General features: G+C 54.1%; 17 protein-coding genes. 13 read left to right on the forward strand and 4 right to left on the reverse strand.

All coding sequences use genetic code 11. From position 1 onward, the window contains the following. The first annotated feature begins 190 nt into the window (after positions 1 to 190). Positions 191 to 2227, forward strand: coding sequence for a dihydrofolate reductase (locus tag MRY86_RS10145; RefSeq protein ID WP_293566516.1), 2037 nt, complete (start codon positions 191 to 193; stop codon positions 2225 to 2227). Positions 2228 to 2515: 288 nt separating this feature from the next. Here MRY86_RS10145 and MRY86_RS10150 read toward each other — a convergent pair whose 3' ends face one another. The 3 genes from MRY86_RS10150 to MRY86_RS10160 all read right to left on the reverse strand — a co-directional run bounded on the left by MRY86_RS10150 (position 2516) and on the right by MRY86_RS10160 (position 3561). Next, the gene (locus MRY86_RS10150; RefSeq protein ID WP_293566515.1) at positions 2516 to 2845 is read right to left on the reverse strand and encodes a type II toxin-antitoxin system RelE/ParE family toxin; all 330 of its coding nucleotides are present in this window, start codon (positions 2843 to 2845) and stop codon (positions 2516 to 2518) included. Continuing rightward, positions 2824 to 3093, reverse strand: coding sequence for a hypothetical protein (locus MRY86_RS10155; protein ID WP_293566514.1), 270 nt, complete (start codon positions 3091 to 3093; stop codon positions 2824 to 2826). Before MRY86_RS10155 ends, MRY86_RS10150 begins: the two co-directional genes overlap by 22 nt. Positions 3094 to 3420: 327 nt before the next feature. Continuing rightward, a complete protein-coding gene (locus tag MRY86_RS10160; RefSeq protein ID WP_293571409.1) occupies positions 3421 to 3561 on the reverse strand; it encodes a hypothetical protein in 141 nt (46 codons plus the stop codon). A 136-nt stretch (positions 3562 to 3697) separates the two neighbouring features. On the opposite strand from MRY86_RS10160, the gene MRY86_RS10165 reads away from it, so the two are divergent. The 12 genes from MRY86_RS10165 (at position 3698) to MRY86_RS10220 (ending at position 19344) form a co-directional block, all read left to right on the forward strand. Beyond that, positions 3698 to 6676: a SusC/RagA family TonB-linked outer membrane protein gene (locus tag MRY86_RS10165; protein ID WP_293566513.1), complete on the forward strand. Its 2979-nt coding sequence runs from the start codon at positions 3698 to 3700 to the stop codon at positions 6674 to 6676. Continuing rightward, positions 6673 to 8142 carry a RagB/SusD family nutrient uptake outer membrane protein gene (locus MRY86_RS10170; RefSeq protein ID WP_293566512.1) on the forward strand — a complete coding sequence of 490 codons (1470 nt, stop codon included), beginning with the start codon at positions 6673 to 6675 and terminating at the stop codon, positions 8140 to 8142. Before MRY86_RS10165 ends, MRY86_RS10170 begins: the two co-directional genes overlap by 4 nt. After that, positions 8142 to 8678: a hypothetical protein gene (locus MRY86_RS10175; RefSeq protein WP_293571411.1), complete on the forward strand. Its 537-nt coding sequence runs from the start codon at positions 8142 to 8144 to the stop codon at positions 8676 to 8678. The genes MRY86_RS10170 and MRY86_RS10175 overlap by 1 nt, the downstream gene beginning before the upstream one ends. 3 nt (positions 8679 to 8681) lie before the next feature. Beyond that, complete coding sequence (locus MRY86_RS10180) at positions 8682 to 9602, forward strand: hypothetical protein (protein ID WP_293566510.1); 921 nt, start codon at positions 8682 to 8684, stop codon at positions 9600 to 9602. A gap of 63 nt (positions 9603 to 9665) precedes the next feature. Continuing rightward, complete coding sequence (locus tag MRY86_RS10185; RefSeq protein ID WP_293566509.1) at positions 9666 to 11987, forward strand: ELWxxDGT repeat protein; 2322 nt, start codon at positions 9666 to 9668, stop codon at positions 11985 to 11987. Between the two features lie 64 nt (positions 11988 to 12051). Continuing rightward, positions 12052 to 13158, forward strand: a complete 1107-nt coding sequence (locus MRY86_RS10190; RefSeq protein ID WP_293566508.1) for a cytochrome c peroxidase — start codon at positions 12052 to 12054, stop codon at positions 13156 to 13158. Between the two features lie 97 nt (positions 13159 to 13255). Continuing rightward, positions 13256 to 14029 carry a DUF2202 domain-containing protein gene (locus MRY86_RS10195; protein ID WP_293566507.1) on the forward strand — a complete coding sequence of 258 codons (774 nt, stop codon included), beginning with the start codon at positions 13256 to 13258 and terminating at the stop codon, positions 14027 to 14029. 94 nt (positions 14030 to 14123) lie between these two features. Continuing rightward, positions 14124 to 15350, forward strand: a complete 1227-nt coding sequence (locus tag MRY86_RS10200; RefSeq protein WP_293571413.1) for a TolC family protein — start codon at positions 14124 to 14126, stop codon at positions 15348 to 15350. Positions 15351 to 15645: 295 nt separating this feature from the next. Then, complete coding sequence (locus MRY86_RS10205; protein ID WP_293567605.1) at positions 15646 to 16182, forward strand: heme-binding domain-containing protein; 537 nt, start codon at positions 15646 to 15648, stop codon at positions 16180 to 16182. A 9-nt stretch (positions 16183 to 16191) separates the two neighbouring features. Continuing rightward, a complete protein-coding gene (locus MRY86_RS10210) occupies positions 16192 to 16911 on the forward strand; it encodes a VIT1/CCC1 transporter family protein (protein ID WP_293567607.1) in 720 nt (239 codons plus the stop codon). A gap of 12 nt (positions 16912 to 16923) precedes the next feature. Further along, positions 16924 to 18651, forward strand: coding sequence for a bifunctional isocitrate dehydrogenase kinase/phosphatase (gene aceK, locus MRY86_RS10215; protein WP_293567608.1), 1728 nt, complete (start codon positions 16924 to 16926; stop codon positions 18649 to 18651). A 66-nt stretch (positions 18652 to 18717) separates the two neighbouring features. Then, on the forward strand, positions 18718 to 19344 hold the full coding sequence (locus MRY86_RS10220) for a chromophore lyase CpcT/CpeT (protein WP_293567610.1): 627 nt from the start codon (positions 18718 to 18720) through the stop codon (positions 19342 to 19344). A 2-nt stretch (positions 19345 to 19346) separates the two neighbouring features. Here MRY86_RS10220 and MRY86_RS10225 read toward each other — a convergent pair whose 3' ends face one another. Then, positions 19347 to 21701, reverse strand: a complete 2355-nt coding sequence (locus MRY86_RS10225) for a prolyl oligopeptidase family serine peptidase (protein ID WP_293567612.1) — start codon at positions 21699 to 21701, stop codon at positions 19347 to 19349. Between the last annotated feature and the right edge of the window lie 7 nt (positions 21702 to 21708).

Raw genomic sequence — 21708 nt, forward strand, 5'->3', positions numbered from 1 at the left:
ACACTCTTATTGCGTAATCTGTTGGGCCTCACTCCCGCACCATTCAGAGGACTGGTAAGGAGGAGGACAGTAGCCGAAGGCTCTCTCTTACAGCCGGGCTGGAATCCCTTAATCCTGCTTAATATTTTTCATAATTTAGCGTATCTTCAACTGACTCATCCAACTCATTTTCTAACCATTATACCTTATTATGTATAAACAATGGCTATGGATGCTGGGGCTCGTTGCCCTTATCGCATCTTGCAATCAAAATGCAGAACCAACTACCGAAAACACCACTGAAACCACCACAGAGGATTCCGACGAGGGCTTTCAGTACCTGACGGAGACTTTCGCCGACAAAAAGATGATCCGCTACCGGGTGCCGGGCTTCGATAAGCTAAGCCTGGATCAGAAAAAGCTGGTGTACTACCTCGTGGAAGCCGGCCTGAGCGGGCGCGACATCATGTACGATCAAAACTACCGACATAACCTGGCTATCCGCGACGCCATCGACAAAATTGTAGCCGGCTACGAAGGCGACAAATCGAGCGAGGACTGGAACAACTTCATCGTTTATGCAAAGAATGTCTGGTTTTCCAATGGCATCCACCACCACTACTCCAATGACAAGTTCGAGCCCGCATTCTCACAGGCCTACTTTCAGGAGCTGATGAATGCCGTGGGTGCTACCCTCTCAGATGAAGCCCTCACTGCCATGTTCGATCCGGAGGTAGACGCCAAGAAGATCAACCAAAGCGCCGATGACCTGGTCAAAGCTTCAGCCATCAACTTCTACGACCCCGACATCACGCAGGCGGAGGCAGAAGCCTTCTACGCGAACCTGAAAGCCAACCTGGAAAACGAGCGCGTCTCCATGGGCCTCAATTCCAAGGTTATCCGCAATGAAAACGGAGAGCTGGAGGAAGCCGTCTGGCACGCCGATGGGATGTACGGCCCCGCCATTCAGCAAATCATCTCCTGGCTGGAGAAAGCCGTGGAGGTCGCAGAGAACGAAGCGCAAGCCAATGCCCTTCGGCTACTCATTGAGTACTACAAAACCGGCGACCTGGAAACCTGGGACAAATACAACATCGCCTGGGTCACAGCTACCGAGGGAGACATTGACTACATCAATTCCTTCATCGAGGTCTACAACGACCCGCTGGGCTACAAAGGCTCTTACGAGAACATCGTTCAGATCAAAGACTTTGATGCTTCCGAGCGTATGGCCGTTGTTTCTGAAAATGCGCAGTACTTCGAGGACAACTCGCCCATCATGGACGAGCACAAGAAGAAGGACGTCGTTGGCATTACCTACCGCGTGGTAGCTGTAGCTGGTGAATCCGGGGACGCCTCCCCCGCCACGCCTATAGGCGTCAACCTACCCAATGCCAACTGGATCCGCGCCAAGCATGGCTCCAAGTCGGTAAGTCTGGGCAACATCATTCAGGCGTACGAAAAAGCAGATGGCCCCGGCTTGCTGCAGGAATTCTCCCATGATGAGGAAGAAATGGCCCGCGCCCGGGAATACGGTTCCCTGGGCGGCAAAATGCACACCGCCCTCCACGAGGTAGTCGGCCATGCTTCCGGACAGCTCGAAGAGGGCGTTGCCACACCTAAGGAGACCCTTAAAAACTACGCCTCTCCTCTGGAAGAAGCCCGCGCCGACCTGGTCGCCCTCTACTACATCATGGACCCCAAAATGCAGGAGCTTGGGCTGGTCCCTTCCGACGAAGTAGCCAAGGCAGAGTACGATGGCTACCTCAAAAATGGCTATATGCTCCAACTGCGGCGCATCGAGCCCGGCAATATCATTGAGCAGGCCCACATGCGTGACCGGCAGATGATCTCCCGCTGGACCATAGAGCAAGGTACAGCCAATGGCTCTATTGAAATTGTCAAGCGCGACGGCAAGACCTACATCGACATCAAGGACTACGCGAAAGTACGGGAGCTGTTTGGCGAGCTGCTGCGCGAGGTGCAGCGCATCAAGTCGCAGGGCGATTATGGAGCCGGCAAAAACCTGATCGAAACCTACGGCGTACAGGTGGATGCCGAACTGCATGCGGAAGTGCTGCGCCGGTCAGAGAAACTCAACATCCCGCCCTACGGTGGCTTTATCAACCCCCGCCTCGTGCCGGTTACCGGTGAGGATGGAGCCATCACCGACATCAAAGTGGAGTACCCGGCTGACTTTACAGAGCAAATGCTGGAGTATGCGGAGAAGTATGCTTTTTTGAAGTAAGACTATGTCTGGAGGCGCACCGCAGGGCTTCGGCACTGCGGTGCGCTTTCTTCCAAACTGCCTGATGGGGTTCCGCAGCGCACAGTGTCCGCCGAAGCCTGGCGAAGGTGGAGTAGCTAATTGTTTCATGGGCTGGTAGTTGGCGCGTAGACACAGTTCTTAGATGCTGAACTGCCTGACGCTTTCGGTGCAGGCCGGAGAACGAACTGCGTTGTCAGCATCTGAGAACCATAAGCGGCAGACAGTACGCCTTGCAGCGGCATGGCCGAACCTACCGGCAGCGAGGTTCTACAACAATGCTTTTCTAACAAATTCGGGACCTCTTTTGGTATGCATTATTCGAACAACGAAGACCTCATTGTCAGGTTCACTGGCATGAAAGATGACTTTATATTTTCCTGCAGGTGCCCTTCGATAATAGTCGCCTACGAACTCGTAGGTATCTCGTGCTGGAGCGTGACGAGTAGGCATTTCCTGTAAACCTTCTATCACTTCTAATATCTCATCATGCACCGTCAAGGCGCGGTCATACGACTCATTTTCAATCAGATAAGCAATAATACCCTCAAGGTCTTGTTCTGCAGCCGGAGTAATGATCACTTGGAACGTTCCAGCCATTGTGCAGAGCGCTTTTTGAGTTCTTCAATATTGATGCCCTCACCTGCTTTTGCGCGCTGTATCTGTTCCTCTGCTTCTTCTAAAAACTCACCTACGCTGATGGGGTCGCCCTTAGCAGAGTAGCCCATTATTTGTTCAGATTGTTTACGCACATAGGTTTCCATAAGCTGATAAACCACATCAAAGAACTCATTGTCCATCTGGTCGATCAGCTCGTGGGCGTGGGCTCTTTTTGCTTCTTGGCTCATAATGCTTGGTATTGTTGCTTATGCCTATACAAGATAACGATTTTATGCTTAAAAATGATTCCTTACTGCTGGTTATTTGCCAAAGCTACAAGATCGTGTGCTTCCTATATACTACAATATTGACCGGCAAAGGCATTTTTCCGGTGACGGTGATGGACGAAATTGGGTTGCCGCTGCACACGGTGCCTGCCAAAGCTTGGCGAAGATATAGCTGCTAATTCTTTTTATGGCCTAATAGCTGAGGCGTAGACGTAGTGTACTTGCAGCGTTGAGCTTGGGTTTAGTGTACACTCCCTCGGGCAGATAGGGGGAGTTGATTAACCGAGTTCAACTTCTATTTATTCTTCTGTTTATCTCTTCCTTAATGTATCTTTCAGCTTCGTATTCGCTATCTAAAGCAGCGACTACATAGTCAAGTATTTCATCTATATCATCTTCTTCCTCCTTCCATCTTTCGTAATCGACCATAACTCAGAAGAGTATGTAGGTTCTCCTCCCCCATCCCCAACATTAGGTATTCTTCCGTTAATCACCTTGCACAGCCACCACAAAATCCCAAGCCTTCCTATCTTTGCCCTTCTTAATTTAAACAAAGTCTAAATCCATGTACAGGCTTTTGTGTTTGCTGGGGCTGCTGCTCTCCACGGCTGCTGTGGCGCAACAGCGCACCGTCTCCGGTACCGTGCGCAGCGCGGATGGAGAAACCCTGATCGGGGCTACCGTCCTGCTTGCGGGCACGGACCGGGGCACCGCTACCGACTACGAGGGGAAGTACACCATCGACCTTCCGGAAGGGGAAGTCAGGCTGACCTTTTCTTACACGGGTATGCAGCCTAGGACCGTTGCCGTGGGCAACCGCTCCCGCCTCGACATCATCCTGAACCCGGATGTGCAGCTGATTGACGAGGTCGTGGTCACGGCCTACGCGGGCGAGCAAAAGCAGAAAGACCTCGTGGGCAGCTACGAGCAAGTGGAGGGCGACGAACTACTGCCACATCGACCCATCGAAAGCTTCGACAAAATGCTGGAGGGGCAGGTAGCTGGCGTACAGGTGGAGCTGAATACGGGCGAGCCGGGCCTGCCGGTACAGGTGCGCATCCGTGGCAATGGCTCTCTGCCTCCGGTGCGCAGAAACGATGTCGTGGCTTCCGGGCAACCGCTTTTTGTACTCGACGGTGTACCGCTCTACGATGTCTCGGAAACCAATACGGCCAACACGCCTTTTAGCACTTCCCTCGACCAACAGCTCAATCCGCTCATGTTCGTCCGCCCGGAGGACATTGAATCCATTACGGTGCTGAAGGACGCCTCCGCCACCGCCATCTACGGGGCCAATGCTGCCAACGGTGTGGTCCTCATCACCACCAAGCAGGGCAAAACGGGCAAAACACAAATTTCGGGCGGGGTAAGCACCGGATTCTCCAACCTGATCAATGAGGTGGAATACCTGAATACGGAAGAGTATGTCAGCCTGGCCCGGGAAACCTTATTCAATACAACTGGAGAAAACCCGGCAGATGCTGGTCCCCTCGACATCGAAACCGACTGGCCTGCCCTTACCCAGCGGCAGGGCTCCGTGCTCAATGCCAATCTAAGCCTGAGTGGTGGGAACGAGCGGACCAAATACTTCCTCTCGGCAGGCTACTACAAAGAAAATGCGATCTCCCGGGGCAACGGGCTGGAACGGGCCACGGTGCGGTCTAACCTCAACACCTCACTGAGCGACAAACTCAACCTCCGCTTCGGCTTTTCCGGCGGCTACGTCCGTAAGGAGTCCTTTAGTGACTTTGGGGCGTTCACCTATCCGCCCAATCTTTCCCCGGTCAATCCGGATGGCACCTTCAACAATGGTGGCTTTTTCATCAACCGGCCCAATCCCGTGGCGGCACTCGCACAGAATGAGTTCTTCCACGATGCTTTCAACATCAACAACAACCTGCAGCTAAACTACGAAATCCTGCCAGGGCTGGAAGTACGGGTGTCGGGCGGAATGGACGGCTATTTACAGCTGCAATATCAGTACGAATCTGCCTTAAATGGCTCCGGCCGCACCCGGAACGGCATAGCACGGCGCTTCACCCGGGGCAACCTGCAGTGGGTCGCCAACGGGCAGCTGAACTATCAGCGGACCTTCGGCAATCACCATCTGAATACGCTAGCTGGTGTGGAGCGCAACAAACAAATCACCTACCGGCAGCGTATTTCCGCTACGGATTTCCCTTCTGATCAACTCCGGGAATTCTGGACAGTGGATGAAGAAAACATCGACGCCGATGAGTCCAACTATCAGGATGCCAGCGAATCTTTCTACGCACAGGCCAGCTATGATTACGATTACCGGTACTACCTCACCCTGAGCGGGCGGCGGGATGCGTCGTCCATCTTTGGGGGCGATGTGCAGGCCGCTAACTTCCTGGCCGCTGGTGCAGCCTGGGCCTTCACGCAGGAGCCTTGGATGGGGCGCCTGGAATGGCTCAACTTCGGCAAGCTCCGCGCGTCCTATGGCCTGACGGGCAACTCCCGCCTGGGCACCTACAGCGCCCGCGGCCTTTATGGCTACAACGATGCCTTCCTGTACGGCAACAACATCGGCATTGCGCCTACCGCGCCCGCCAATGAAGGCCTGACCTGGGAACTGGTCCGCAAGTACAACTTTGCGGTGGACCTGGAATTGCTGGAAAGCCGCCTCCGCCTCACCGTGGAGCACTACCGCCACTACACCGAGGATGCCATTTACACCATTCCGGTTCCCCTGGAAAGTGGCTTTACCAACATCGTGACCAATGCCGCCAATCAGCGCAATATTGGTTGGGAAGCCAGCGTGGAAACCGTCAACACACAGGGCGAACTCCGCTGGACCACCCGCTTCAACATGGCGCGTAACCGCAATCAGCTTACCCGAATTGAGGCGGAGCGCTTCCCGGCTTCAGCACTGAACAGCCGGGGGCTGGTGGTGGGCCAAAATTCCAGTGTGCTGTACGGCGTGCCTTTCGCAGGCGTGGACCCCTACAACGGTAAGCCTCTTTACTATCTGCCCGATGGCAGCATCACCGACGATGATGATCTCGTAGATGACCCCGCTAACTGGGTGCCCATCGGGCAGGGTGCGCCAGACTGGTACGGAGGAATGACGAATACCTTTGCCTGGAAAGGGCTCTCCCTCGCATTCCTGGTGAGCTATTCCTATGGTGGCGACATCCTGGTCGACGGGCTGACCTTCACCGATGGCCGGCAGATCAGCTTTAACAACCAAAGCGCCAATCAGCTGGACCGGTGGCAGCAGCCGGGCGACCTTACCGACACCCCCCGCCTGCACGTCGACAACACCTTGCAGTACAACAGCACCCGCTACCTGTTTGACAACGACTTCCTCCGCCTGGCCAACCTCAACCTCAGCTACCGCCTCCCCGACCGTTGGCTGGACGCCATGGGCATCAGCAGCTTTTCACTCACCGCACAGGCCAACAACCTCGGCTACCTTTACTCCACCCGAAGCCGGGCCAACCGCAATGGCATCGCAGAGTACCGTTTCGAATTTCCGGAAGCCCGCAGTTTTATGTTTGGTTTAAATGTAACGCTATGATGAAGAAGCTACTCACTTTTACGGCCCTCCTGCTGGCCCTGAGCAGTTGCCAGGACTTCCTGAACATCGAACCGCAGGATCAGATTTCAAAGGATGAAGCCCTCAATACACTGGAAGGCATTGACGCTGCCATCATCGGGGCCTACAGCAGCCTGGGTGTAAGCGATTATTACCGTCAGCATTTCACAGCCTATCCGGAACTGGCTGGCAATATGCAGCCCAATCCGGCTGCCGCAGGATCTGATGGCGTGGCCGGCAACCAAAGTGCCATCATCACCACCTACCGGGAAGGCAACTTCTTCACGATAAGCCCCGGTTATGAGAACAACAGTTTCGACGAGTTCTACGCCGTATTGTACAACCACCTCAACCGGGTCAACAATATCATAGCGGCACTGGAAACCCTTGAAACCGATCAGCAAACCCGCCGAAACAGCCTGCGGGGAGAAGCCCTGGCACTGCGTGCAATCGCCCACTTTGACCTGCTGCGGCTTTACGCACAGCCTTACCTCTTCACAGAAGACGGTAGCCACCCGGGGGTTGTATTGGCAGAACGCCCGTTTGAGGTGACGGAGCGCCCGGCCCGCCGCACTGTCGCAGAAGGCTATACATTGATCGAATCAGACCTGCTCAGGGCTGTGGAGCTGCTCGGCCCCAACACCCGCCGTACTACAGACCGCATCTGGCTGACGCCCCTCATTGCCCGGGGGCTGCTCGCCCGCGCCTATGCCTATCAGGGCAACTGGGCAGGCGTAGTCGAGCAAACTACAGCGGTTATTAATGCCGGGCAGGTGACCCTCCTCAATCCAGACGATTATGTGGACACCTGGGCCGAACAGCAATTTAACCCCGAAGTGCTCTGGTACCTCGACTTGCAGCGCTTCCGCAATGCTGACGCTGGGTCTGCAGGCTTGATCGCGTCTATCGCCCGGGTGGTCGGAGCTCCTTCCGATGTGGAGAATCCCCCCTTCTGTACGGTCACTCAGGACTTACTCGACCGATTGGAAGAGGGCGACATTCGACGGGAACTATACCAAGAGATTGAAGGTCAGGTTTATTGCAGCAAATACGCCCTTCAGCCCAATTCCATCAGTAATTTCCCCATGCTGCGGCTCTCGGAAATCTACCTGCTGCGGGCAGAAGCTTACGCCAAACTGGGACAGGACGCGCTGGCGCAGGCCGATTACAACCTCATCCACCAAAGAGCCGTAGCCGACGCAATACCCACCACACTGACCGGCACCGAACTACAGGAAGAAATCTTTGAGGAGCGCCGCCGGGAGCTGGCGCTGGAAGGCCACCTGCTGTTCGACCTCAAGCGCACCGGACGAAGCGTGGAGCGGGACAACTGCCTGCCGGCGAACCCCAACTGTGACCTTGCTTATCCGGATTACCGCTTTGCGCTGCCCATCCCTCAATCGGCGCTGAATGCCAATCCGAACTTAATTCAAAATCAAGGGTATTAATGAAGAGCTCAATGGCAATGATGATGCGACGAACTGCAATATTCATGGGAATGGCACTACTCAGCTTACTAAGTTGTGAGGATCCCCGCCCCACCCAACGGGAAGACAATATCTTCGATCCCGAAAATGCCTTCATCCGGTTCAACTACGACAATCAGGTGAATGAGCCGGCGAAGGACAGTGTGGAACTCAGTGCTACGGCTACAGAGGATTCCCTTTTGATCATCCCCATTGCCCTTTCGGCTGCACCCCAAATGGAGGACGTGCTGGTAATGGTAACCTACGAAGCGCCGGACAGCCTGATATTAGGCATGCACTGGGCCCTGACCGGGGAAGATGGCGAATCAGCCCTCGGGCGCAACTTAATTCTCCCACCCGGCACTTTTGAATACGAGCTAAGCTTTGAGCGGCTCGATACCCTGCCTGCCCCGAGCCGGATACTGCTGCGGCTGGAACAGGTCAGCCCGGACTTTATTCACCTTGGTTTCCCCGGCTCAGAACGAGGCCGTACCTTCGAACTGATTTTTCAAGAATAGCCTATGAAGCCTTTTTTCCCACTCCTGATCATCACTACGCTCCTACTGACGAGCTGTGAAAAAGAGCAGCCGGCCGGCAACCCTGCACCACCAATAGCCGGCTTCGGCAATCTGTCTGAAGCAGTCGTTGTGGATAGTTTCCTGGATGTACAGCTGCTCCTGAACAAACCGGTGGAAATACCTGTAGAAGTGGAAGTAGCCGTCAGTGGCGATGCCGTACCCGGTACGGATTTTGAAATAGAAGGCGGCAACCGGTTCCTGTTGCAACCCGGCATGCTTAATGGCAGCCTCCGGATCCGCGCACCGAAAAACGAGGATTCAGAACGGCTTGACCGCTCTATCCATCTGCGGCTAATGCCTGCAGAAGGCGTACAGATTGCGGAAGGCCGGGATACGCTCACCATCGACTTCACCCTCGGTGGCACAGTAGACCTGCCCATTTGGGCACCCAATATCACCTTCCCCCAGCTTTGGGGCTACACTTCCTTTGGCGCGGAACCAGTCCCCGCTGGACGGACTAATGAATTCTTCGCCTTTGCCTATGCCAGCCGGACCACACCGGATGTCATCGGTTTTGGACATCCTGATCCCGAAAAAGGCAGCAATGCTTTCAATATGGTGAGAATCTACAGCGATTTCGACGTTTCTTCTGCCTCTCATTTCATCCGTATACCCGAGGCTTTGCGGTTTATTCCGGCAAACGAGGGGGCCACCTTCGGCACAGTGGAGGTGATCGAGCAACAGGTCACCATCACCCGTACGGAAAGTTCCGGGCTTCCTCCCTTTGAAATAGGCATCAGCGGCGGAGGCACGTATGACGAAATCACTGGTGCGCTACAGCTGGACGTGTACTTTGATGAAACCGCAATCGGCGGCCCCCAAAGCGTGCTACGCAAATATGTTCTGGAATCAGAACGACGATAATCTTTAGTAGTTAGACGGCATAAATGATACAATTTTCTCTTCGTCTCTAAATAAATTCGTGTTATGAAAATCAATTTTACCCTAATTCTTGCATTCCTGGCCTTCGGATTGGCAGCACAGCCGGTACTAGTCAAGAATATTTTCCCGGGAGATGATGCCTCCCCCCGTGAATTTGCCGCCTACGGTGATTTGCTGATCTTCCGCGCTGAAGCCCCGGATGTTGGCGTAGAGCCCTGGATTACCGATGGGACCGAAGCAGGCACGATGATGCTCGGCGATCTCAACCCCGACCCGGAAACCGCCGCCGGCAACTCCAACCCCTCCGACTTCATAGAGTACAACGGCCTCATCTATTTCCAGGCTGATAACGGCGTACTGGGCGATGAGCTCTGGGTAACCGATGGCACACCGGAGGGCACCTCCCTGCTCATAGACATTCAGGAAGGAGAAGAGAACGGCCGCCCGTTTGACTTCGTGAAATTCAATGACCTGCTCTACTTTACCGCGAATGACGGCATCGTCAGCTCAGAGCTCTGGTCCAGCGATGGCACTGCAGCGGGCACCAACCTGGTCATCGACATTCAGGAGGGCGCAGGCCCTGGCAACCCGAACTTCAAAACTGTAGTCGGCGATAAGATCTACTTCACCGCCAATGACGGCTTGGTGGGCAACGAGCTATGGGTGACCGACGGCACGGCTGAAGGCACGATGCTTATTAAAGACATCCGCGATGGCGGCAATGCCTCTCCATCACAGTATGTAGCCCTGAACGGTGAAGTCTTCTTTCGGGCAAACGACGGCGAAAACGGCACCGAACTGTGGAAAACAGACGGCACCCCGGAAGGCACCGTGCTGGTGAAAGACATCAACCCAGGCGGCAGCAGTTCCAGCCCGAGCGGACTGATCGCTTTCGGCGGGCTGGTCTTCTTTGAAGCGGATGACGGCACCCACGGGGACGAGCTCTGGGTGACCGATGGCACCGAAGCTGGCACTATTATGGTGGAAGACCTCAATAATGGAGACGATGCCAACCCCGGCAACTTTGTTGACCTTCTGGGCCTTACCTTGGTTTTCACCGCGGAAAGTGATCAAATCGGTGAAGAACTGTTCCAGGTTTTTGTGGAGGAAGAAGGCAATCCACTGTCTGCCTCGATTGACTTGCTGGCGGACATCAACCCGGGGCTGGGCAGCTCAGAACCGGACGATATCGTATTTACCGGACACGCACTATACTTCAGTGCCACCACGCCGGATTTCGGGCAGGAGCTTTATGAATTCCCGGTCACCGAGGACGAGCCCTTCCGTATCTCCGACATTAACCCCGCTGGCGACAGCGACATCGACGACATCATTCAGGTCGGTAACCGTTTGTTCTTCGAAGCCACAGATGGCTCCACCGGAGATGAGCTCTGGACCCTGCCGATTCCACTGCCGGATTTCGTAGCCGAGGTCGACACCGAGCGCATTCTAAGCGGAGACACATTGGACCTGGGCGAAGCACTGATCAGCACCACGAACACCTTACAACTGATCCTGCGCAACAATGGCGATGGGACATTATCATTCCCGGCTGAAGACCCTTTCGGTGGAGTCGTAGCCCCGTTCACCCTTACGGTAGATGATAATTTTGAAGGGCAAATCGATCCCAATATGGCTTTTGCGTTCCCTGTAAGCTTTACCCCAACCGAAGCAGGTGAGTTCTTCGTTGAGGTAACGCTGATTACCAACGACCTCAATGCAACCGCCTTCAAACTGGTCCTGAAAGGCACCGGCATAGTGCCTACCGCAACGCTGGAAATCACTCAGGAGGAGAACTTACTCGAAACCGGCTACACGGTCGATTTCGGCAACGTTGAAGTCGGCATGGAAGCCGTAGAACAGTTTACGATTTCCAACTTGGGCAATGTACCGCTGCTCGTCACCGGTATTGCCCTTGATGATGAAGTCAACTTCTTCGTTACTGAAATCCAGGAAAGCATTCCCGCCGGCACACAGGATACCTTTCTGCTTGGTTTCCGGCCCAATGAAATCAATCCATTGGATGCCACGCTGACCCTGAACACCAACGCTAACGAAGGAGGCACTTTCGTCTTCAACCTTACGGGTATTGGCGATATGGAAAGCAGCGTTCGGGACCTGGCAACCTTATCTCTGAGCGCTTTCCCGAATCCGGTTAGGGACCGACTGAATGTCACGCTGGGCGAGGGCCTGTACAATGGTACCGCTCGGGTCTACAACGCACAGGGGCAACTGATCTGGACCGAAGCCGTACCTAACGGCATCCAACAGGTGGCTTTCAAAGCCAGCCAACTGGCCAAAGGCACCTACCTGCTCGAACTGCGGGACGGAGAGCGCCGGGGCACGCTGCGCTTCATAAAGCAATAAACCTTAACAACATACCGAACCACTGCCCGTCAACGTTTTTTATCGGGCAGTGGTTAATTGAATAATGCGATACCTTCCGAAATACAGCATTCCATTTTTGATCCTGGCAACCCTGGTTGCCCTGGGAGCCCGGTACAGCAAGCCTGCCACCGACCTGCGGGACGCCTACAGCCGGCCAGCAACGGAATGGGCCGCCCCAACCCTGGATTCTAATGGTACTTTCCGGGAACTCGGCCCTTTACCTGCCGTAACCTATCCACCTGACAACCCCTACTCCAAAGCCAAAGCTGCCCTTGGCAAACGGCTGTTTTTTGACCCTGTACTGAGCGGTTCCAACCAAATTGCCTGTGCTACCTGCCACGACCCTGAGCTTGGCTGGGGCGACGGGCGGCGGACTTCCTTCGGGCACAATCGTCAGTTAGGCACGCGCAATGCCCCTACTTTGCTCAATGCCGGGCACTGGGATCTTTTTTTCTGGGATGGCAGAGCTGCTACACTGGAAGCGCAGGCCCTTTTCCCAATCCAGGACCCCTTCGAGATGAATCAGGATTTAGAAAGCCTGCCCGCAGAGTTAAGCTCAGATTCGACCTACCGGCAAAGCTTTCAGGAAGTCTTTGGCAGCCCGGAAGTTACCGTGGAGCGCATTGCCCAGGCACTCGCTACCTTTGAGCGGGGCATCCATAGCCGTAAGAGCCGGTTTGACCGATTTATGGAAGGCAACTACAGCGCTCTGAACGACGACGAAATTTCTGGTTTGCACCTTTTTCGCACTAAAGCCAAGTGTATCAATTGCCACAATGGCCCCTTCCTGACCGACCAGCAATTCCATAACAACGGGCAGTCCCACTTTGGCCGACCGGGGGAAGACCTCGGCTTGTTCAACATCACTGGTGATAGCCTGGACATGGGCAAGTTTCGGACCCCAAGCCTGAGAGACGTTGTATTTACAGGCCCCTACCTCCATCATGGTAATATCGTGGAACTGGACGAAGTCCTCTTTATGTACGATCAGGGGATGCCGCAGATCATCCCCAAAAGGCTGGACGGCACAAGGCAGCCTGCCCACTCCCCTATTCTGCAGCCGCTCGGGCTCACAGAAACGGAGAGGGCGCAACTCAAAGCCTTTCTCCACGCCCTTTCCACTCGTCCCCGCCCGGTAGCCCTCCCGTAGCAGACAGCAAAAAACTGATTTATATCACCGCTGTACATGATCAGGGTTAGTGCCTCCTTGCCGGCCCTGCCCTACCTTTCCGGTAAAAGCAGAACCCATGAGAAAGACCTTTGTATTTTTATTGACCGTCCTGACCCTGCAACTGGGCAGCGCACAGGTAAAACTGGTCCTCAACCAACAGGAAGGCGCAACCCTGGCCCGGATGGCGGAAGAAGAAAAACTTGCCTATGACGTTTACATGGACATGGCAGAGCTATGGGAAGCTCAGGCTTTTATACAAATTGCAGCTGCAGAACAGCGCCACCTGGAAATGATCAAACAGCTCGCGGACCGCTACGGCATAAAAATGTCAAAAGCCGTACGTTCGGGTGAAAGAGGGCTGTATGACGATGCTGCATTGCAACAATCTTATCTGGACCTGACTCAAAAAGGCCAGCAATCGCTTACTGCTGCCTTCCAGGTAGGTGCGCTGATTGAAGAAATGGACATTAGAGATTTGAAAACAGCCATTGCTGAAACCGAAAATGCCAACCTGAAAGCCACCTACAGCCGGCTGATGGAAGCTTCGAACAACCACCTCGTTGCTTTTTCTCAAAACCTGGAACAGGCAGGTGAAGCTTATGTACCCAGCTACATCACCACGGCCGACTACGATGCCATCATGAGGGGCAGCACGAAAGCCTGTCAACCAGGAAAAAATCAGCAAGGCTGCAAGGGAAAGAGTCAGCAGGGCTGTAAAGGCAACAAACAACAAGCAGAGGTGGGCTGCCCAGGCAAACAGGCCGGCCAATCCGGCAAAGCTTGCTGCAGTGGCAAAAAGGGGCAGGGAGCAGGAGGCTGTCAGGGCAAAAAGACCGACCTTAAGCCTTAATCCGGCCCACTTCATCAACTACAGTAATGCCCTTTTTCTGAAGCTTCGGAAAAAGGGCATTACTTTTGCAGCGAGATCAACGTCCAAACGAACCATGAAAACGAACTCCTCACTACTCCTGAGTTTCCTTTTTACCTTGATGCTCCCAATGCTTAACACAGGCACTTTGGCAGCACAGGCCCGCTTTCCGGTAACGCTGGAAGAAGCGATGGCCATTGCCCAACGGAATTACCCTGAGCTCAAGCGTGACCAAAAAGCACTGGAACAGCTTCAGGCGCTGATGGGCACCGCACGGCCCAATAATTCCACTCAGCTGTTTATGGCAGGCGGCATGGTAGACCCGGATAACCCCGCTACCGGCCTGCATAGCGCTGGCTTTCTCAAAGCGTTCGACTGGCCGGGCACGACAAAAATGCGGGAGGAGGCGCTCCGGGAAGCCGTTTTGCTGGGCAATGCGGAGTTAGAACTGACTAATTGGGAACTACGTCGGGAAGTGTCCAAAGCTTACTATCAGCTGGTCTTCACTAAAAATCTCCAACAGCACTACCGCGAGAAGCAGGAGCTGATGAGCCGGCTCGTCGACTTTGCGCAGGCCAGGTTTGAATTTGGCGAAACCGGGAAAGTACCTGTACTCTCTGCTACAAGCAAGCAAAAACAAGCCAGCCTCGAACAACAGGAAGCGCAGAAAGCCTATGATCTAGCCCATACGCTTTTTAACAACTGGCTGCACTCAGATTCCGTCTTTTACGCCCTGCTCGATTCCCTGCCTTTGCCTTCCCCAACCCCCAACTGGTATGTCAACGGCGGCCACCCTCACCTGCTTAAAAAGCAGCAGGAAGTCCGGTTGGCAGAAGCCCAAATTGTACAGGAGCGCAGCCAGCTGATGCCCAAAATCCTGGCAGGCGGGCAGCTGCAAATGATCAACGAAACCCTGCCCTTTCTGGGCTATCAGCTGGGGCTCAGCCTCCCCATTAGCCGCAAAGCTATACAATCCAGAATAGAGGGGGCCGAAAAAGCAGTCGCTGTTCAGGAAGCCGAACTCGATGCAACCGAAAGGGCATTGGAGAATAGAAGGCGGGAACTGACGACCCTGTTTCTGGCTCAGAAGAACCTATTGGAATTCTCAAAAAAAGAACTCCTCCCTTTGGCAGACGAGCAAATCCGATCGGCAGAAGCAGCTTACGCAAGTGGTGCCGTAGACTACCATGACTATATCGTAAACCTCGAACAGGGGCTGCAAACCAAACTCGAATGGATTTATAACTTAAGGGACTACCACTTGCTCCGCCTGGAACTGGAGTTCCTGAGTGGACGCCGGTAATATACAAATTACTGGTATTAAGGACAGGATGGCCATCGGGAAATATAGCCCGGCAATTACCACTCAATCCACCCTGATTTTTTGCTCGGAAAAACAGTTTTAACTACCTTGCTGATCACTAAGGCTGTGTTTGGAATTCGCTTTTGGAGCGAATGTAGTCAAATTTTATTCTGAACAAGGCGCGATGAGGGAGCCTAGCCTGAGCTAAGCGACTGAAGAGCAACGAAGTGCAGGATGAAATTTGGCAAATGCAGCCCAAAGGGTGAAATCCAAACACAGTCTAAAACCAATTGCCATGTCAACACTTGTAAAGCGAATACTCTTAGGATTGCTCGGCGCTCTTGTGGTGCTTCAGTTTTTCCAAATCGATAAGGCCAACCCGCCTGCTCCCAACGGGCAAGACCTGATTGCGGCTGTGCAACCTCCGCAGGATGTGGTACAGCTGTTGAAAGATGCCTGCTACGATTGCCATTCCTACCACACCACCTACCCCTGGTACGCTAACGTACAACCCGTAGGCTGGTGGCTGAAGGGCCATGTGGACGAAGGCCGGGAACATCTTAATTTCTCTACCTGGACCGCTTACGATGCAGAGAAGCGCGCCCACAAAGCAGAGGAATGTGCCGAAGAAGTAGAAGAAGGGCATATGCCACTGAAAGCCTACCCGCTCACCCATGCGGAAGCCCGCCTTACGGACGAGCAACGCAGCCGCCTCGTGACCTGGTTCAGCGCATTGGCCGACGACCGGGATATTTCAAAGCGCATTCGCGAGAGAACCCCGAAACAAAGCCCTAAACCGGAACTTCAGCACAAGGATATGCCCACAGAATAACCGCATGTGATGGAAGCAGCACCAAGTGCCCCTAATTTCCTCCAAAGGCATCAGGACTACCTGGGCGAATTTGTCTACGGCGGCATTGATGGCAGCGTGACTACTTTTGCAGTGGTCGCCGGATCTGTAGGCGCTGGCCTGGACAGCTCCGTAATTCTCATCCTAGGTTTCGCGAACTTGCTGGCAGATGGGTTCTCCATGTCTGTGGGAGCCTACCTTTCGGCAAAATCCGAAGCCCACAACTACGAGAAGCATAAAAATGCAGAATACTGGGAGATTGAACATAAGCCGGAAGAGGAGCGGGAGGAAGTCCGGGAAATCTACCGCCAAAAAGGCTTTGATGGGCCACTGCTGGAGCAGGTTGTAGACATCCTCACCGCTGACAAGGACCGATGGGCAGATGTAATGATGAAAGAGGAGTTGTTCATGATGGAGCAACGCCGGTCGCCCCTGGCCATTGGCGCTGTAACTTATGTGGCGTTTATCCTGGTGGGGTTCATTCCGCTGGCTTTGTATCTTTATGATTACTTTATTCCATTTGCCGGTGATTTGTTTTGGACCACCTGCCTGCTTACCGGCCTAGGCTTTGGTATTGTGGGCGGGCTGAAAAGCTACGTTACCGAAACTTCTATTTGGAAAGGCGTACTCGAAACACTAGCGCTGGGGGCGCTGGCTGCTGGAGTCGCTTACTGGGTTGGGGATGTACTGGAGCGCATTATTGTTGGCTAAACTGCCTTTATTATGTTTGAAAAACTACTACCCTACGACACTGCTCACCTCATCCTGCGCAGCTACCAGCAATACTACTATAACTACAAGCGTGTTACCAAACGCGCCCAGATCCGCTTCGAGCACCGCGACTGGAGGGGCATGCAGGCGGATGCCCGCGAACGGCTCACCCTTTACCGGGATCAGGTGGGCAAAACCACTAAGGAAGTCGTCAAACTACTGGGCAGCTTGTCGAGTGATGACGACACCTGGAAAAAAATCAAGCAATACTACCTGGAGGAAGTCAGCAATTTTGCCACGCGGAATATTGCGGAGACTTTCTACAATTCTATTTTCAGGCACAGCCACCGGGGCCTTAGTGTCGACAAAGACCTCATGTTTGTCCTTGCAACGGCTACTTACCGGGAGTTCCGCTCTACCATACCTATCCATCAGACATTCTTCCTGATTGAACCTCTGGAACATATTTTCCGGCAGGTCTTCCACTTTTTCACCTTTGATGCTCAATGGGAAGACATGGAACGGGACATTCAGTACATCTGCGATACCTTACGGGAAAGCCTAACCCCCGGAGAATTGCCCCGCCATGCCCGCATTGAATTGCTCAAGTCGGTATTTTACCGCAACAAGGGAGCCTATATCGTGGGCAGGCTGCACCTGGAAGACCGGATCACCCCGTTTATCATCCCGCTCCTGCATAAGGAGAATGGCATTTTTGCGGATGCACTCCTGCTCGACTACAACGATGTATCCTCCATCTTCAGCTACAACCGGTCCTACTTTCTCGTTGACGTGGATATTGTCAGCGAAACCGTCGACTTCCTGAAATCCATACTGCCCACAAAGAGCCTGGGCGAACTCTATAACTCCATTGGCTTCGAAAAGCACGGCAAAACCGTCCTTTACCGGGACTACCTGCGGCATATGGAGCGTACCCTCGATAAATTTGACCACGCGCCGGGCATTAAAGGGATGGTGATGGCGGTTTTCACCACGCCCTCCTACAATATGGTCTTCAAAGTGATCAAAGACCGCTTCGCCGCTCCGAAGCAAGTGACGGAGGATGAGGTGAAGCGGAAGTACGAGATGGTCTTTTTCCACGACCGGGTGGGGCGCATGGCAGACAGCCACATCTTTGAACAATTCCTGTTTGAGCGTTCCCGGTTTTCGGATGAACTCCTGCAGTACCTCATGGAAGAAGCCCCTTCCAAGGTCAAAATCAAAGGCGATATCGTGGAGATCAAGCACCTCTACATTGAGAAAAAGATGATCCCGCTCAACCTCTTCCTCGATCAGGCTACAACAGAGGAAGCAGAGGAGGTCATCAACGACTATGGCAAGGCGATCAAGCAATTGGCTGCGGTCAATATTTTCCCGGGCGATATGCTGCTCAAAAACTTTGGTGTCACACGCCTGAAGCGGGTCGTCTTTTACGACTACGACGAAATTGGCCCGCTAACCGATTACAACTTTCGGCGCATCCCCGAGGCCGAAACCTACGAAGAAGAACTCTCCTCAGAGCCTTTCTACTCGGTAGGCCCAAATGACATTTTCCCGGAGGAGTTCCGGCGTTTCCTGATTGGGCGGCGCGATATCAGGGATATTTTTTACCGCCTGCATGGCGACCTCTACGATGTTGGTTTCTGGATTGACACCCAGAAGAAACTGGAAGCAGGCTACCTCTTTGACGTATTCCCCTACCGGCAACGGCTGCGGTTTGCCAAACGCTACACAAAGTAAGAATCAGAGCTGCACTTCCACCCCATACCAATTGACCATTTAACAAACCAATTACACCTTCAAACTATGAGACCCTACCTGTTTACCCTGGCAACAGCATTGCTACTTTCAGCCTGCAATACCACCAAATCCACCACCGACACAGCAAATACCAAGGCCCTTGACCAGCTACAGCAAGCGATGACCGGCACCTTTACCAGCGCTGCTCAGGCTGCCGAAGACGATGCCTTCTACGATATCACCCTGCACATGTACCCCATTTGGAAGGACCGGGGGCATTGGCTGTACGTAGAGCAAGCCGTGAGTGCCATGCCTGCCAAACCTTACCGGCAGCGCATCTACCAATTGGAACAGGTGGACAAAAAGACCTTCAAAAGCATCGTCTACACCGTAGATAATGAAGATGACCTGGTGGGCGACTGGCAGGTACCGGAAAGCTTCAATGCGCTATCCAAAGATAACTTGCGTTTGCGCGAAGGCTGCGCGGTCATTCTAACCCGACAAGCTGACGGCTCTTACACCGGTAGCACAGAGGGGGACCGCTGCAAAAGCACCCTGAGGGGAGCGGCTTATGCCACCTCCGAAGTCACCGTCATGCCCGGAAAAATCGTCAGCTGGGACCGGGGCTTTGATGCGTCCGGAGCACAGGTTTGGGGTGCTGAGAAAGGCGGTTATATCTTTCTCAAAGAGTAGGTTTACATACCCTGAAACAGCTTAAAAATACGGCGGTACTCATCCGTCCAGCTACTGGGCTCAATAAAGCCGTGGGGCTCTACCGGAAATACGGCCAGTTCCCAGTTTTCCTTCCCAAGCTCAATCAGGCGCTGGGACAGTCGCACTACATCCTGAAACTGTACGTTGTCGTCTACCATGCCGTGGAGGATAAGCAGGCGGTCCTCCAGCCCTTCTGCGAAGTAGATCGGTGAGCTTTGGCGGAAGGCAATGGAATCTTCCACCGGTGTATTGAGGATGTTGGAGGTATAAGGATGGTTGTAGTGCGCCCAGTCGGTTACCGAACGCAGGGCCGCACCACATTCAAAGGTGCCAGGCGAAGTGAATAGCGCCATCAGGGTGATGAAGCCCCCATAGGAGCCTCCGTAAATGCCAATTCGTTCCGGGTCAATGCCGACCGCTTCCACCAGGTAGGCAGCACCGTCCACCTGATCGCTAAGGTCCTTGCCGCCCATATGCCGGTAAATCCCGGTCCGCCAGTCCCGGCCATAACCATCACTGCCCCGGTAGTCGATGTCCAATACCGTGAAGCCATTGTCCACCAACAAATTATGAAACATGTACTCCCGGTAATAGCTACTCCACCACCGGTGTACATTTTGCAGGTAGCCCGCTCCATGAACGAAGATGACGGCTTTGCCTTTCGTCGTGCCTTTCTTTGGCCGGTACAGACGGGCAGGCACGCTTGCACCATCTGATGCCTTAAAGCGTATAATTTCAGGCTCCCGCCACGCGTAGCTTTGGAAAGCCTTGGTCGTGGATTCAGTCACCCGGCGCAGCGCACCGCCGGGCTGATTATCCATCAGGTACAGTTCCCAGGGCTGATTGCTGTAGGAATAGCGCAGGGCCAGCGTCTTTTCATCCGGTGCGATTTCCACTTCGTACTTCCCTGGCGCGTCCGTCACTTTCTGCAAAGAGCCTCCACTGACCGGCAGATGGTAAAAATGCTGCTCAAAGGGGCTCTCCGCATTAGCGATGATGAAAAAGGTCTGCTTATCGCGGGACAATTGTGCGCTACGGATTTCAAAATCGCCACTTGTCAGCGCGGTACGCTCGTCGGTATCCAGATTGTGTGTATAGAGATGTGAGTACCCGGTGGCTTCTGACTGGTAGAAAATGGTTTGCTCATCCAGCCAGCCCAAGGTCCCGGTTGAGAAATTCCAGCCGGAAATACCAGGGCCGCCCACCCAGGCATCATCCTGCTGTCGGTCAATTTGCTGGAGTTGCCCCGTAGACAGGTCTAGCTCTGCAATCCAGCGGGTTTTGTTGTCCAGTGCGCGGACGACGACCACTGCCCTGCCCTGATCGCTGAAGACCGGGCCATGCAGGAGGACGGCTCTGGGAGATTCATACTGTGCGGCAGTGTCTCCGTAGACGGCCATGCGATAGGCAGGCTTGTCGTAAATGCCCTCCAGGCTCAGGGTGGAAACGGTGTAGAACGTATCCCGCTGCCGGTCGTAAACGCCCATTTCGTAAGTATCCTGAGAATGGCCCACCTTTGGGCGTGCTTTTTTGATATCCAGATAGCCCGTTGGGTCGACGAAATGGGGCACCTGTGTGCTTTCTGTTGTGGCATCGGAACGCAGCCGGAGCGTCACGAAGCGGTGATCGGGGCTAAGCTGCAGGCCACTCCACGACTTGCTGCCCAAATGAATGGCCTGAGGGCGATCCGGGCGCAGGGCTTCCCGGCGTTCCTTTTCCAACCGGTCCTGAGCATCCCGCCAGCGCAGGACTTCGAAGAGTTCCATTTGCTGTTCGTCCAGCCATGTTTGCTGTGCATCAGGGGAACGGCTGCTGCCTCCGCTGCCTTTCTCAAAGTAAGTGAGCTGCTCCAGCCGGTGCTCCTGCAAATGCCAAGCAAAGAGGTTGCGATCGGCGGTGAAAATGATCTGCCTGTCATCCGAGGTAAAGGAAGGGGCGGACTCCCGCTGCCCGGTGTGGGTCAGCTGCCGGCTGCTATCGGCTGCAATATCATAAAGGAAGAGGTCGCCATCTTTGGCGTAAGCCATGAGCGTATAGTCAGAATTGTATGCGCCCGGCTCAGGCAATCCCCGCTGCCGCTCCAGGCTCACAGATGCCGGTTTTTCTTCTTCCCGTTTCACACTGTACAGGGAGCGCAGGGTATCCTGCTCAGGGTTCCAGGTAAACAAGACTTCCTGGCTGTTGGGGTGCCACTGAATTCGCTCTGGCAGGAAGCCTACGAAGCGCTCGCCCTGCATAACATCAGCAATTTTCAGCGCAGAACGGTTGGAGGCAGGCTGTGCCGTGGAAATGAAGGAAATGCAACTCAGCAAAAGCAAGCGGAAAAACAGACGCATGGCTATG

This window comes from Phaeodactylibacter sp. (assembly GCF_022763345.1).
Lineage (GTDB): Bacteria > Bacteroidota > Bacteroidia > Chitinophagales > Saprospiraceae > Phaeodactylibacter.